Genomic DNA, 14,196 nt, shown 5'->3' on the forward strand with positions numbered 1-14,196 from the left:
CTCCCGGGTGGTGGGCCGGCTGACCGCGCAGGCGTGGTTCCAGCTGGTCTTGGCATTGATGATCCTGGTGGTACTGATCGGCGCGGTGGCGGGTGCCCAGGTCATCTCCAACACCAACAAGGTCACCGACCGGCTGGCCCGGCAGACTCTGCCCGCTTCCGCGGAGGCGTACCGGCTGCAGAGTGCGCTGATCAACCAGGAAACCGGCCTGCGCGGTTATGCGATCGCCGCCGACCCCCAGTTCCTCGAGCCCTACATCGAGGGTTCGCGGGAGCAGGACCGCGCGGCCGCGCGGCTTCGCGAACTGCTGTCCGACCGGCCCGAACTGATCGCCGACCTCGACGTGATCGAACGCGGGGTACAGCAGTGGCGCACCGAATACGCCGGTCCCCTCGCGGCCACCACGTCGCCGGAGAAGGCTCGGGCATTGGCCGCGACGACAGCTGTGCGCGCCAAGGGCGTCTTCGATCAGTTGCGTGCCGCGTTCACGGTGCAGAACGACGGACTGGCCGCCGCGGTCGCCGCGGACAACCGGGCGCTGGAACACGCCCGCACCGTTCGCGATGTGGTGCTGACCGGCATGGTCCTCGTCTTCCTGCTGACCGCAATCGTGCTGACCGTCCTGCTGCGTAGGCTCGTGGTGCGCCCGCTGGCCGCGCTCGCCGAATCATCGTTGCGGGTGGCCGACGGCGAGTTCGAACATCACATCGCCAGCCGCGGCCCGGCCGATATCGTGCAGGTCGCCGCGGCCGTGGAGGATATGCGCACCCGGATCGTCACCGAACTGGGTTCCACGCAGTCACAGAGCACCCAGCTGCGGCAGCAGAAGGCGGAGCTGGATCTGCAGGCCGACGAACTGCGCCGGTCCAACGCCGAACTGGAGCAGTTCGCCTATGTCGCCTCCCACGATCTGCAGGAGCCGCTGCGCAAGGTCGCCTCGTTCTGCCAGCTGCTGGAGAAACGCTACGGTTCCCAGCTCGACGAGCGCGGTAAGCAGTACATCGACTTCGCGGTCGACGGTGCCAAACGGATGCAGGTGCTCATCAATGATCTGCTCACCTTCTCCCGGGTGGGCCGGGTCAGCGAGGGTGCGCAGCCGGTGCGGCTCGGTGAACCGCTGGACAAAGCACTCACCAACCTGTCGGGCGCCCTCGAGGAGTCCGACGCCGTGGTCGAGCGGCCGGACGATCTTCCCGAGATCATGGGCGAGCCGACCCTGCTGACCATGCTGTGGCAGAACCTCATCAGCAACGCGGTCAAATTCCGGCGGCCCGACCACGCACCGGTCGTCCGCATCGAGGTCGCGGCCCACGCCGGCGATCCGGAGCTGCGGCTGTTCTCGGTCACCGACAACGGTATCGGCGTCGCACCCGAATTCGCGGAGAAAGTGTTCGTCATCTTCCAGCGGCTGCACGCCCGCGACGAATACAGCGGCACCGGTATCGGTCTGGCGGTCTGCAAGAAGATCGTCGAATTCCACGGCGGAACCATCTGGATCGACACCGAGAACACGGTGGGAACCCGGATCTGCTTCACCCTCCGTACCGTCGAGGCCGAGCCCGGTGCCGAGAGCCCGGCAGCGCCCGCCGCCGCGACGGAACCCGTACCCGAAGGAGAAACCGTATGACCGACCCCGGCCAGCCGATCGATATCCTCCTCGTCGAGGACGACCCGGGCGACGAGTTGATGACCAGGGAGGCCTTCGAGGACAACAAGATCGGGAACACGCTGCACGTGGCACACGACGGGCAGGAGGCGCTGGACTTCCTGTACCGCGTCGGCCCCTATACCGACGCCCCCCGCCCCGATCTGATCCTGCTCGACCTGAACCTGCCGAAATACGACGGTCGGCAGGTGCTGGAGAAGATCAAGGCCGATCCCGACCTGTCGCATATCCCGGTGGTCGTGTTGACGACCTCCGCTGCCGAAGAGGACATCCTGCGCAGCTACAAACTGCACGCCAACGCCTATGTCACCAAACCGGTCGATCTCGACCAGTTCGTGGCGGCGATCAAGCAGATCGACGACTTCTTCGTTCAGGTGGTCCGGCTGCCCCGCGCCCACTAGCCGGCCGCCGGCCGCGGGGCAGCCGGACGCTGCTCAGGATGCCGCGGGGTTCGCGCCCGCGGCGAGTGCGTCCGCCAGCGATTCGTGCACCGACAGCAACTTGTCGAGACCGGTGAGTTCCACGGGCCGGCGCACGGCGTCGGAGACGACCACGCGCAGGCCAGCAGCGGGCTCGGCCGCCTCGGAGATCACGAGCAGCACGCTCAAACCGGCCGACCCGAGGAAACCGACCTCCGACATATCCACGACCAGTGGGTCTCCGCCGCGCTGGGCGTCTTCGAGAGCGGCCTGCAACTGGGGCGCCGAAGCCATATCGACCTCACCCTGCACCGTGACGATCGCGGTTCCGTTCTCCGCTCGCACCGCTACATCGAGCAGGCGGGGCGCGTTGTCGCCGCTCATCGCCGCTCCTCCGGCTCGCAATTCGTCACTTTTCCACCTCTGCAGTATCGAGGCCCCGCCGCGGAACGCGAGTGGGGCCGGCACAGATCTTCGTAACGAAATCTACCCGATCGCGAAATAGTAGTCACCGGCGCCGGCCGGGCCGTCGAATCCGTAATCCATGCCACGTTTGAGCCGGGCGCAGTGGTGATCACCGGGCGTGATCCACAACGCGTCGGGCGGAGGCGACCGGGGCGGGAACCCTCCGCGGGAGCGCTCGAATGCCCCGGAAACGAATGGGTATGGCTAGCAGTGAGCACATAGTCCCGACAGGACAGCACGCCGAACGCCACGGACCCGGTACCGCCTACGCCGTCCGTCCGGCGAGACCTACAGGAGGCGATCAGGTGACGACGACCCGCCCGTCCGGGCTGGACAGTCCGCCGACCCGATGGGAGTTACAGTTTCCGGCGAAAGCCGACCGGCTCGCCGAGGTCAGGCACCGGACACAGGAGTGGCTGGCGCAGTGCCCGCTCGGCGAAGACCAAGCCTATGACGTGCTGCTGGCCGTGGGGGAGGCCTGCGCGAACGCGATCGAGCACGGTCACCGCGGTGACGGCGGCACCATCCGGTTGCGCTTCGAGCGCGAGGCCGGCGGCCTGCACATCACGGTGGCCGATCACGGCCGCTGGAAGAGTCCCGACCCCGGCCCGGACCAGGTCCGGGGGCGCGGGATGGCCATCATCCGCGCGCTGGTTCCGGAGGTGGAGGTCATCATCTCCGCCAGCGGCACGACCGTCGAGATGCGGATCCCGCTGCCTCGGTGAACACGCCCGGCTGCCTCAGTCGAGGCGGTAGAAGCGCCAGAAACCGAAATTGTCGATCGGCAGCACCCGCACCGTGGTGAAGCCCGCGGCGAGCGCGTAGTCACGCAGGATGCGCTGCCGCATGACGGTGCCGGTGCCGGCACTGGGCGGACTCGACATCCCGTCCGGGAGACAGACGAAAAGGCTGAACCCGTACATCAGCCGCTCGAGGTCGTCGCCGCCGGGCGCGAACTCCTCGGCCACCGCCTCGTCCATCACCACCAGTGGGGCGCCCGGACGTAGCGCGCGCCGCACAGCGGCCAGCACCTCGACGGGACGGGGCATATCGTGGACGCATTCGAAGGCGAAGGCGATATCGAAGCCGCTCTCGGGGAGTTGTGCCGCGTCCGCGACCGTGAACTCGCTGCGCGCGGCGACGCCCGCCGCGGCGGCGTTGCGCAGCGCCAGCCGCACCGACGGCGCATCGATGTCGACTCCGTGCACCAGCGCGTCCGGGTAGGCACGGGCCAGGGCGATCGCCGACCACCCCGCACCGCAGCCGATATCGAGAATGCGGGCGCCGGGAGCCCGCATCAGTGTATCCACGGCGGGGACCCCCGCCAGCGCATCGGCGAGGCGATGCTCGTACCAGGGCCGGTTGCCGTCGGCCTGGGCCTCCCGGGCGTCGTCCCCGAGCTCCTCCCAGCTCACCCCGCCGCCGGTGCGGTACGCGTCGAGCAGCCGCGGCAGCGTCGGCCCCGTCGCGCCGAACAAGCGGGCGAAGGGAGCCAGATAGTTGAGGCTGTGTTCATCGGTGAGCACCTCGGCCGTCGTGGCCGCGATCGCGAAGACCCGCTCGTCGGCGTCGCCGTCCCGGTGGACCATCAGCAGACCGGTCACCGCCTGCTGTTCCAGCCATTCCCGCGTGTAGCGGGGGTGGGTGGCGGTGCGCACGGCCAATTGCCCGGCGGTCGCCGGCCCCTCGCGCGCCAGACTGCGGTACCAGCCGAGCCGGTCACCGACGAATATCGACAGCAGGTCGATGGTGCCCAGCACCGCGTGGAGAACCCGGTCCGCCACCGCGGCGGCGTCCTTGTCGGCGTCCATACCGCCACTATCCCCGCGGAAGTCTTCGCCGTGGGGAACCCGCGGGGTTTCGGCCGCGGTGTCCTGTTCTCGGCGGTCAGCGGCGCAGGACCTTGCGGGCGGTCCAGTTGCCGAGGAACTGGATACCCTGCACCCCGGCGATGATGATCAGGGTTGCCACCAGCGTGACCTCCCAGTCGAACCGCTGGTATCCGTACACCAGGGCGAAATCGCCGAGCCCGCCGCCGCCGACCGTGCCCGCCATGGCGGACATGTCCACGATGGCGATGATGACAAAGGTGTAGCCGAGGATCAGCGGGCCCAATGCCTCGGGAATGAGCAGCGTCAGGATGATCCGCAGTGGTCCCGCGCCCATCGCGCGCGCCGCCTCGATCACGCCGGGATCCACCGTGACCAGATTCTGTTCCACGATCCGGGCGATACCGAAGGAGGCGGCCACGATCATCACGAAGGCCGCCGCCTCGGTGCCGATGGTGGTACCCACCACTTCGAGCGTGATCGGGCCCAGAGCGGCCAGCAGGATGATGAACGGAATCGGGCGCACGACATTGACCAGCACATTGAGCACCCAGTTGATCGGGCTGTTGGCCAGCAGCCCGCCCTTGCGGGTGGTGTAGAGCGCGGTGCCCAGGAAGAGCCCGACGAGGCCGCCCACCACGAAGGTGAGCAGCACGAGATAGATGGTGGTGCCGACGGCCTCGGTGAGGATCGGCCGCAATTTGTCCCAATCGGTCTGCATATCGGTCCTCGCTACCGCTGGTCCAGTTGGGCGATCACCTTCTCGACGGCCTCGTCCGGGCCGTCGAGTGCGAGGGTGATACTGCCGAAGGTCTTGTCCTGCAGAGTGCTCACTCCGCCGTACACCACCTCGAAGCCCACTCCGGCCCGGGCAGCGGTGGTCAGCGCGGGGCCGATACCCCGCGCGTCGTCGATATCGACCGTTACCAGCCGGCCCCGGTGCAGTTCGTCGAGGCGGCGCAGTTCCGCGGGTGCGGGGCGGTTGTGCAACACCGTCTCGACGAACGAGCGGGTGGGGGCCGACTGCGGAGTGGCGAATACGTCGAAGGTCTTCGCCAGTTCCACGATCCGGCCTTCCGCCAGCACCGCGACCCGATCGGCGACCGCCCGGATGACATCCATCTCGTGCGTGATCACCACGATGGTCACCCCCAGTTCGGTGTTGATCTTGCGCAGCAGGCGCAGCACCTCACCGGTGGTTTCCGGGTCCAGCGCCGAGGTGGCCTCGTCCGCCAGCAACAGGGACGGCGAGGTGGCCAGCGCTCGCGCGATACCCACCCGTTGCTTCTGCCCACCCGAGAGCTGGTCCGGGTAGCTGCGGGCCTTGTCGGAGAGTCCGACGAAGTCCAGCAGCTCGGCGAGGCGCTCCTTACGTTTCGCACGCGGCCAGCCCGCCACCTTCAGCGGGTACTCGATATTCCCGGCCGCCGTCCGGGAGCGGAAGAGGTTGAACTGCTGGAAGACCATGCCGATATCGCGGCGGATCTGCCGCACCCGCGCCTCCGGGACTCCGGTGATCGGGGTGCCGGAGATCTCGATGGTGCCGCTGGTGGGTTTCTCCAGGGCGTTGATGAGCCGTACCAGGGTGCTCTTACCGGCTCCGGAGTAGCCGATCACACCGAAGATCTCGCCCTTCTCGATCCGGAGATCGATATCGGACAGTGCCGTGTCCGCACGCTTCCCGGTGTGGAAGATCTTGGTCACGGCACGGAATTCGACCGCGGGGACCGCGGACTCCGGGCCGGCCGAGGTGTCGCTCACTTGCCGTCGCGGATCGTCTGCTGCACCCGCTGCAGAATCGGCTCCAGCTCCGGGCCGCTGCGCCGGACCTCGACCGAGGTGCCCTTGGAGGATTCGGCGAGGGCCTGCTGGACCTCGGAATCGTGCCAGATCTCGACCAGCCGCTGATAGGTCGGGTCCGCCTTGTCCTCGGCGCGGGCGACGAACGCGTTGATGTACGGCTCGGCGCCCGGGCTGGACGGATCGTCCTTGTACAGGGCCGAGAGCGGATCGACACCGGACCGTTCCAGGTAGGTGTTGTTGATGACGGAGCCGTCCACCGAGGCCAGCGACAGCGCGGTCTGCGCCGCGTCGACCGGGGTCACCTTCACCTTGGACGCACCCCGGTCGATATCGGCGGGGGAGGGCGCCAGGGTGTCCGAGGACAGTTTCACCAGGCCCGCGGCCTCCAGGACGAACAGAGCGCGTGCCTGGTTGGAGGGGTCGTTGGGAATGGCGATCTCGCCACCGGCGGGGATATCGGCCACCGACTTGTGTTTCTTCGAGTACAGACCCAGCGGGACGATCTGGGTGGCCCCGATCGGGGTCAGGTCGGCGTTGTTGGCGACATTGTATTCGCCGAGGAACTGCAGGTGCTGGAAGAGATTGACGTCGATCTGCCCCTGCGTGAGGGCAATATTGGGCTGGGAGTAGTCGGAGTAGTTCGTGATCTGGAGGGTGATCCCCGCATCCTGCGCCTTCTGCTCGAACACGTCCCACGCTCGATCGCTCTCGGTGGTGCCGATGCGCACCACATCGTCGGAGCCTGCGTTACCGCCGCAGCCGGTGAGGGCGAGTGCCGCGGCGATGGTCAACGCCGGTATCGCCAGTACCCGTGGGAATTTCAACGCCTGCTCCCGATTGCTCGTGGCCGTATGGACTCGACCATCCAAGCGGCGGGTGCACGGGCCCGGCAACGGTTGGGATTGGGCTGAACGAAATTCTGGCCGGAGCCGGACGTGACCGCCTAGTTTGCGCACAATGCGAGGTCTGCGTCGTTCTGCCGTTGTTCCGGTCCTGATCGCGCTGGCCGCGCTCCTGCCCGCCTGTGGTGCGGAGCGCGACCCCGGCGTGGTGCGGATCGGCGTGAACGATCTGGCCCTGCCGCACTGGGAGGTCTACCGGGAGAAAGCGGCCGAACGCGGAATCACCGTGGAGTTCGTCAACTTCTCCGACTACAACCAGCCCAACCCGGCGCTGTCGCAGGGCCGGATCGATCTCAACAAATTCCAGCATGTGCGTTATCTGGCCAATTACAACGTCGCCGACAACGACGATTTGACACCCATCGGCGCCACCGAGATCTTCCCGCTGACCCTCTACTCGAGGAAACACGAGTCGGTGGCCGATATCCCGCCCGGCGGCGAGATCACCCTGAGCAACAATCCCGCCAACCACGTGCGGCCGCTGCTCGGGCTGGCCGCGGCGGGGTTGATCGTCCTGAAGGGTGGCGCCGGCTGGGATTCGCGTATCGAGGATGTGGACACCGCGGCGTCGCGGGTCCGGCTGACCCCGATCGATCCGACCCTGACCGCGCAGTCCCTGGACAGTGTGGATGCCGCCTTCGTGGACGATACGTTCGCCGTGCCTGCCGGACTCACCGCCGACGATGTCCTCTACACCGACGATCCGCAGCGTCCGGAACTGACCCAGTACATCAATATCTTCGCGGCCCGCGCCGAGGACAAAGACGACCCGACCCTGCTGGCCCTGGCCCAGCTGTACCACGACCCCGCCGTAGCGGCGGCCATCCGCGCCGAATCCGGGTACGACGGGATCTTCAAGTACAACGATCCGGCCGAATTGCGGGCCACTCTCGCCGAATTGGAAGCCACGTTCCGGGACCGTTCCGGACCGCGGTGAGTCCGTCGGCGCACCCACCGCCGGCCCGGCCCGGCCCGCGCCGGGACGGTGGAAGCGGGCCGACGCTCAGCCCACCGGTGTGGGCGTGCCGGTGATCATCTCGCGCAGCGCCGTGTCGATCGGTGCCGGTTCGAGCCCGAAAGCATCGGTGGCGGCGGTGGAATCGAGCACGAACGGTGCACGGAGCTGGTACTGGACCTCGACCATCTCCCTCGCCGCGGGTTCGACCAGGCCCGCCAGCCGGAGCAGGACACCAGGCATGACGCGGACGCGCGCTCGCGGTGCACCGGCCAGCTCCGCCGTGCGTTCGGCGAGTGCGCGGACCGATACCGGGGGTGCGGTCGGCACATGCCACGGCCGACCCCACGCCTTCTCGTCGGCGGCGACCGCCGCCAGCAGTTTCGCCACGTCCGATACCTGGGTCCAGCTGTGCGGGGCGTCCGGATCGGCCGGAATCGATGCGGTGCGACCGGCCACCACCTTCGGTAGCACCATGACGCTGAACGGTGAGGTCGTCCCGGCGCCGAGGTAATCGGATCCCCGCACCTCTGCGGTACGGATCCGCCCGGCCTCGTGGGCCGCGAGCGCGGCGGTCCACAGCTCGGCCCGCACCCGGCCCTTGACCGAGGTGGGCCGTAGCGGGAGTTGTTCGGTCATCGGACCGCCGACGCGGCCGTAGCCGTAGAGATTGCCGGTGCTCACGAGGACCGCCCCGGTCAGCTCTGCGGCCCGGATCAGCGCCGCGCCGAGCGGCGGCCAGTCGCGCACCCAACGGTGGTACGCCGGACCGGCGCAGCTGTACAGCGCGACGGCCCCGCGCGCATGGTCGGCGAGCGCCGGGGCGTCGGTGGTATCGGCCGCGATCCGCTCGATCCCGTTCTGGTCGGGTCCACCGCCGCTGCGGGTGATCAGCCGCACCTGTTCGCCCCGGCCGGCCAGCAGCCGTGCGACAGACGAGCCGACGGGACCCGCTCCTACGACAACGTGAAGTGGCATGACGCAATACCTTTCGCTATGGAGAACACTGTTCTCGACAAGCTCGAGAGTAGGGGGTCGAACTCTGCCGGTCAAGAGCAGTGTTCTCGTCATGGACTACCGTTCTCTGTCGTGGCATACTGCACTTATGTCCGCTTCCTCGCTGCGTGCCCGCGTCCGTTCGGAGATGGTCCGGGAGATCAAAGAGGTGGCGCGTGCTCATATCGCGCGGGAGGGAGCGAACCTCTCCCTGCGCGGCGTGGCCCGGGACGTCGGAATCGTCGCATCGGCGCTGTACCGCTACTTCCCGAGTCGCGACGCGCTGCTGACCGCGCTGATCACCGATGCCTACGAGGACCTGGCGGCCGCGGCGGCCGCCGCCGAGGCCGCGTCCGCGCGTGATGAACTGCGGGAGCGCTGGATGCGGATCTGCCGGGCGGTCCGGGAATGGGCGCTCGCCCATCCAGCCGAATACGGTCTGCTCTACGGGAATCCGGTACCCGGTTATGCGGCCCCGGCAAAGACGGTGGAACCCGCGGCGCGCGTGGTGTTGCTCCTCGTCGATATCGTCATCGACGGATCCGGGCACCTCGAGCCCCTCGCGGAGGCGGTCCCCGAAGCGGTCCGCGGCGACCTGCGCCGCCTGATCGAACAGCATCCGCGAGAGATACCGGAGGAACGGCTGGCTCGGGTACTGGCCGGCTGGACCCAGCTGTTCGGACTGATCGGATTCGAGGTGTTCGGCCGCCTGGACACTGTGATCGAGGACCGTGGCGCATATTTCGACCACCAGATGGCGGTGATGGCCGATCTGGCAGGCCTGCCCCGGTAACCGGTGGCCCGGCCGGTCGGCGCGCCTACGGCCGAGTGCCCGGCGCGCCGATCGGGTTTCCGCACCGTGCCGTCAGGGGTGTCGACCGCCCCGGGCGCCACGGCATCGAGGGCGATACCGGCGCCTGCCCACTCGGCGCTCGGTGCCGTTCTGCGCACCCAGCGATTCAACGCCCGCTTGGCGATACCGTAACCGCCGGTCGCACCGCCGGCGTTCGGGTCGGCCTCGAGGTAGGCCACCGCGGCCGCGCGGAGTGAGCCGGTGCCGCGGGCGTCCACGGTCGCGGCTACCACAAGGCCGGCGATGCGGAAAGTATGAGCCGGCACAGGGATCGGCCCGCGCCGTGGCGCGATCGGTGCCCATGGACGAGGATGAGCCGGAATCGGAAACACCGGCCGGTGCGGCCGGATCGGGACGGGGATGGGTATGCGGCGAAACCGGGTGGCCCGCCGGAGCGGGTGCTGATGGCGGCGGGCTGGGACCGATTCCGGCTGTTCAATATCGGCGATCTGCTGGTGCATCGCGGGCGGAGCCTGCTGTCGGTGACGGTGATGGCGGTGTCGGCGGCGCTGCTGGTCGCGGTGTTCGGTATCTCCGGCTCGGTCACCGGTTCGGTCGACAAACTCGTCGCCGGACTCGGCGGCCGAGCGGCCCTCGAGGTCAGCGGCATCACCGACGCCGGATTCGGCCAGGAGCTGCTCGGGCCGATCGCGGCGACCCCGGGCGTGCAGACCGCGGTGCCCATGCTGCGCGCGCAGACCGGGGCGGACGCCGATCGAGCCCTGCTGATCGGCGCCGACGCCCGCATCGCCGAACTGGGCAGTTCGCTCACCGGCTCGCTGGGCGGTGACGCCGCGAAACTGCTGACCGTCCCCAACGGCGTGCTGACCGGCGCGGCCATGGGTTATCAGGAGGGGGACACCTTCCCGCTCGGCACCGGTACCGCCACGGTGGCCGGAATCCTGGATGCCGACGGAGCCGGACAACTCAACGGCGGTTACCTGGTCGCCACCACCCTGGCGACCGCGCAGCACCTCACCGGCCGGGCCGGGCAGCTGGATTCGGTGCAGATCATCGCCGAACCGGGCGCCGACACCGACCACGTGCGCACCGCGCTGACCGATACCGTGGCCGGCCGGGCGGTGGTCGCCGATCCCGGGTTGCGGGCCGCCCAGGCCGGCGGCGCGGTGCTGATCATCCGCTACTCCACCCTGATGGCGGCCGCGGCGGCCCTGGTGGTCTCCGCCTTCCTGATCTACAACGCCATGGCCATGGCGATCGCCCAGCGCCGCCCCACCCTCTCGCTGCTGCGGGCCGTCGGCGGGCGGCGCGGCCCGATGGTGCGCGATCTACTCGCCGAAGCCGTGCTGGTCGGCGTGGTGGGCGGGGCGGTCGGCGCGGGTATCGGCATTCTGATGGGCCGCGTGGCCATCGGACAGTTGCCCGCCGCCATCGTGCAATCGGTGGAGGCCCGCACCGAATATCAGCTGCCCGGGTACGCCGTTCCGGTGGCGATCGCGCTGTGCGTCCTGGCGAGTGTCCTGGCCTCGGCGTTCGCCGCGCGCGCGGTGTACCGGGTGCGGCCGATCGAGGCACTGGTCCCGGTGGGCGCGGCCGGGACCGATACCGTGCGGCCGGCGCTGCGCCGGGCAGCGGTGGTGCTGGGCCTGGCCGCGGTCGCGGGGGCGATCCATCTGGCCGAAACCGATCTCGGGCTGTGGTCGCTGGCGTCGATCTCGCTGTCCTTCGGTGCCGCGATCGTCCTGTGCTTCGCCGCGACCGGCCCGATCGTGCGCGCGGCGGGAGCGATAGCCCGCTGGTTCGGCGGGCCGGGCGCGCTCGGCGCGACCACCCTCGAACGCGCCCCGCGCCGCGTGTGGGCGACCGCCATGACCGTGCTCATCGGTGTCGCGGCGGTCGTGTCCACCGGCAGTGCCACCCGTAACGTGGTCGATTCGGCGGCGGCGAGTTTCCAGAACCTGGCCGCCACCGATTTCTGGGTGACCCCGGGCTCCATGGCACAGTTCCCGACCGGGCCGCTGCTGCCCGCCGGCCTGGCCGAACAGCTCGCGGCGGTACCGGGTGTGGCGTCGGTGAATCCGGCTCAGCTGGCGTTCGCCAGTGTGGGCGCGGGACGGGTACTGCTCCAGGGCTTTCCGGCCGCGGCCGACCACACCCGGCTCAGTTCGGAGATCACCCCGGAGGTGGGCCGGCAGCTGGTCACCGGCCGGGGCGTGGTCGTCTCCCGCGATGTCGCGCGATCGCTGGGGGTCGCGGTGGGCGACACGGTGATCCTGCCGACGCCCACCGGCCGCCATGACGTCCGTGTGCTGCAGGTGATCCCGTATTTCTCTGCGATCGCCGGTGTCATCATGATGGATCTGGAGCGGATGCGTGCCTGGTACGAACGCCCTGGCGAGACCACCCTCGCGGTCGATCTCGCGCCGGGTGCGGACCCGGAAGCCGTGCGCGCCGCGCTGCGGCGGGTGGTACCTCCGCAGCTCTACATCGATTCCGGCGCCGAGGCCGTCGCGGCCACCTCGGGGAGTTTGCGCCAGGGCACCGCGCTGGCCACCAATATTCTGTGGGTCGTGGTGCTGGTCGCCACCATCGCGCTGCTCAATACCCTCATGCTGTCGGTACTGGACCGGCGTCGCGAGATAGGGGTCTTGCGCGCCATGGGTACCAGCCGCCGTTTCCTGCTCCGGTCGGTGCTGGCCGAGGCGGCCGGGATCGGGTTGATCGGCGCCACCCTGGGCCTGCTGGTGGGGGCGGCGGTGCAATATCTGTCCGCGATCGCCATCGGTCACGCGATGACCATCGATGTGGTGTACGAGCCGAGCCCGCTACTCGTGGTCTATGGCGTGGTGGCACTGCTGCTCGCCCTGCTCGGATCCATCCCGCCCGCGCTGCGCGCCGCGCGGATGCCGATCGTCGAAGCGCTCGCGGTGGACTGATGTGGCGGACTACCGTTGCCGTGCGGCCTGCCGGAAGACGCGGCCGAGTGCGGCGAGGTAGCGATCCACTGATTCGTGCGCGACCGCGTTGTCCGGGTAGATCACGCTGAGGGTGGTTCCGGCGGGCAGCCGGTTGATCCAGATGAGAGCCTCTTCACTGGCGGCGCGGTTGCCGTACAGTCCGCCGCGGGCGATATCGAAGTACTCGCTGCCCGCGAACTCGCGGGCGTCGACATAGGAGATCATCGGATTGCACCAGTTCGGCCCGACCTGTATCCCGCTGTCGGGTGGTGCCAGTTCCAGGACCCGGTGAATGGTCGCCGATTTGAGCCGCATCCCGTTCTCGTAGGCCCGCTGCGCCCGGGCCACGGTCTTGTCGAAGGCCGCGCGGACACCGATCGGGAAGGCCACCGGCACCAGTGCCACATACCAGCCGATCGAGGCCATCTCCTCGAACGTCGACCGGGTGTTGAGCGGGGTGATACCGAAGTAGTAGTCGCTGCCGGTGAGTTCGCGTTCGGCCAGCGCGGCCGCCGCGAAGACTCCGCCGGCGAATTCGCCGCCGTGGTCCCGGCACACCTTCTCGAAACGGGCGGCCGCATCCTCATCGAACAGCTCGACCGTGCGATGGGCGCTGCGATCGGAGTCGCCGCCGCGCAGCCCCAGATCGAGCGGGAACGAGGGTAGTTCGCCGTCGTTGCCGCGGAGCAGGCGCAGCCAGGTCTCCACCTCCGGTGAGGCGGCCGTCAAGCGTGCCGAGGCGGCCCGTTCCCGGGCGCAGTACTGCGTGTAACTGGCCGGCCGCGGTATCGGCGAGGTCTGGCCCCAGGCGTGCTCGGCGTACAGGCAGGCCAGTTCGACACACGAGATATGCTGCCCCACACCGTCGGTGTGCAGATGGTCGATCGCGAGGTACACGGTGGTGGACTCGTCGTGCTCGATCGTCCAGAAGGTGAAGCAGTCCCACTGGGACGGCGGCGGAGTCTGTTTCTGTACCAGATCGCGGACGGCTTCGGCATTGTCGATATGGCCGTGATCGACCGGGGCGAATTCGATCTGCCCGGGTTCGAGCAGGTGACGTCGGATCGTACCGTCGGGTTCCAGGGCGAACCAGCTGCGGAATGTGTCGTGCCGGGCGAGGAATTCGTTGATCGCCCGGGTCATGGCGTCCCGGTCCAGGACGGCGGGGACCTCCGCGGTCACCAGGCAGAGACCGGAGGTGCGGTAGTCGGTCCCGGTGTTGTGGCGGGACCGGCGCAGATAATGCTCCTGCTGATGCGACGGCGGTGCCTCGTGTACCGGCGCGGCCGCGGCGTACGCCAGGGACCGGGGTGTCGCCACCCAGCTCACCACCCGGCCGGGCGCCGGATTCCATTCGTCGATGAGTCCGAAATCGACCATTTCTCGTTCC

Annotated in this window: 13 protein-coding genes; 6 read left to right on the forward strand and 7 right to left on the reverse strand. The window is 68.9% G+C overall.

Going from position 1 to position 14,196, the window contains the following annotated elements; translation table 11 throughout:
* Positions 1 to 58 precede the first annotated feature (58 nt).
* Both NF4_RS10545 and NF4_RS10550 read left to right on the forward strand, forming a co-directional pair.
* On the forward strand, positions 59 to 1,627 hold the full coding sequence (locus NF4_RS10545; RefSeq protein WP_084533060.1) for a sensor histidine kinase: 1,569 nt from the start codon (positions 59 to 61) through the stop codon (positions 1,625 to 1,627).
* The gene (locus NF4_RS10550) at positions 1,624 to 2,067 is read left to right on the forward strand and encodes a response regulator (RefSeq protein ID WP_063127094.1); all 444 of its coding nucleotides are present in this window, start codon (positions 1,624 to 1,626) and stop codon (positions 2,065 to 2,067) included. Before NF4_RS10545 ends, NF4_RS10550 begins: the two co-directional genes overlap by 4 nt.
* A gap of 33 nt (positions 2,068 to 2,100) precedes the next feature.
* On the opposite strand, the gene NF4_RS10555 is transcribed toward NF4_RS10550, so the two are convergent.
* Positions 2,101 to 2,469: an STAS domain-containing protein gene (locus NF4_RS10555; protein ID WP_063127095.1), complete on the reverse strand. Its 369-nt coding sequence runs from the start codon at positions 2,467 to 2,469 to the stop codon at positions 2,101 to 2,103.
* Between the two features lie 386 nt (positions 2,470 to 2,855).
* On the opposite strand from NF4_RS10555, the gene NF4_RS10560 reads away from it, so the two are divergent.
* On the forward strand, positions 2,856 to 3,275 hold the full coding sequence (locus tag NF4_RS10560) for an ATP-binding protein (protein WP_063127096.1): 420 nt from the start codon (positions 2,856 to 2,858) through the stop codon (positions 3,273 to 3,275).
* A 15-nt stretch (positions 3,276 to 3,290) separates the two neighbouring features.
* On the opposite strand, the gene NF4_RS10565 is transcribed toward NF4_RS10560, so the two are convergent.
* The 4 genes from NF4_RS10565 to NF4_RS10580 all read right to left on the reverse strand — a co-directional run bounded on the left by NF4_RS10565 (position 3,291) and on the right by NF4_RS10580 (position 7,006).
* A complete protein-coding gene (locus NF4_RS10565) occupies positions 3,291 to 4,361 on the reverse strand; it encodes a class I SAM-dependent methyltransferase (RefSeq protein WP_063127097.1) in 1,071 nt (356 codons plus the stop codon).
* Between the two features lie 76 nt (positions 4,362 to 4,437).
* Complete coding sequence (locus NF4_RS10570) at positions 4,438 to 5,100, reverse strand: methionine ABC transporter permease (RefSeq protein ID WP_063127098.1); 663 nt, start codon at positions 5,098 to 5,100, stop codon at positions 4,438 to 4,440.
* Positions 5,101 to 5,111: 11 nt separating this feature from the next.
* Entirely contained in the window at positions 5,112 to 6,140 is a 1,029-nt protein-coding gene (locus NF4_RS10575) for a methionine ABC transporter ATP-binding protein (protein ID WP_063127099.1), read from the reverse strand.
* Positions 6,137 to 7,006: a MetQ/NlpA family ABC transporter substrate-binding protein gene (locus NF4_RS10580; RefSeq protein ID WP_063127100.1), complete on the reverse strand. Its 870-nt coding sequence runs from the start codon at positions 7,004 to 7,006 to the stop codon at positions 6,137 to 6,139. The genes NF4_RS10575 and NF4_RS10580 overlap by 4 nt, the downstream gene beginning before the upstream one ends.
* 133 nt (positions 7,007 to 7,139) lie before the next feature.
* Between NF4_RS10580 and NF4_RS10585 the strand changes: the two genes are divergently transcribed.
* A complete protein-coding gene (locus NF4_RS10585) occupies positions 7,140 to 8,021 on the forward strand; it encodes a MetQ/NlpA family ABC transporter substrate-binding protein (RefSeq protein WP_063127101.1) in 882 nt (293 codons plus the stop codon).
* Between the two features lie 66 nt (positions 8,022 to 8,087).
* Here NF4_RS10585 and NF4_RS10590 read toward each other — a convergent pair whose 3' ends face one another.
* Positions 8,088 to 9,017, reverse strand: a complete 930-nt coding sequence (locus NF4_RS10590; protein WP_063127102.1) for an NAD-dependent epimerase/dehydratase family protein — start codon at positions 9,015 to 9,017, stop codon at positions 8,088 to 8,090.
* Positions 9,018 to 9,144: 127 nt separating this feature from the next.
* Between NF4_RS10590 and NF4_RS10595 the strand changes: the two genes are divergently transcribed.
* Both NF4_RS10595 and NF4_RS10600 read left to right on the forward strand, forming a co-directional pair.
* Complete coding sequence (locus NF4_RS10595) at positions 9,145 to 9,828, forward strand: TetR/AcrR family transcriptional regulator (RefSeq protein WP_063127103.1); 684 nt, start codon at positions 9,145 to 9,147, stop codon at positions 9,826 to 9,828.
* Positions 9,829 to 10,292: 464 nt separating this feature from the next.
* Complete coding sequence (locus NF4_RS10600; RefSeq protein WP_232330425.1) at positions 10,293 to 12,785, forward strand: ABC transporter permease; 2,493 nt, start codon at positions 10,293 to 10,295, stop codon at positions 12,783 to 12,785.
* A gap of 9 nt (positions 12,786 to 12,794) precedes the next feature.
* On the opposite strand, the gene NF4_RS10605 is transcribed toward NF4_RS10600, so the two are convergent.
* Positions 12,795 to 14,186 carry a condensation domain-containing protein gene (locus NF4_RS10605; RefSeq protein WP_063127104.1) on the reverse strand — a complete coding sequence of 464 codons (1,392 nt, stop codon included), beginning with the start codon at positions 14,184 to 14,186 and terminating at the stop codon, positions 12,795 to 12,797.
* Between the last annotated feature and the right edge of the window lie 10 nt (positions 14,187 to 14,196).

This window comes from Nocardia fusca NBRC 14340 (assembly GCF_001618425.1).
Classification (GTDB): Bacteria; Actinomycetota; Actinomycetes; order Mycobacteriales; family Mycobacteriaceae; genus Nocardia; species Nocardia fusca.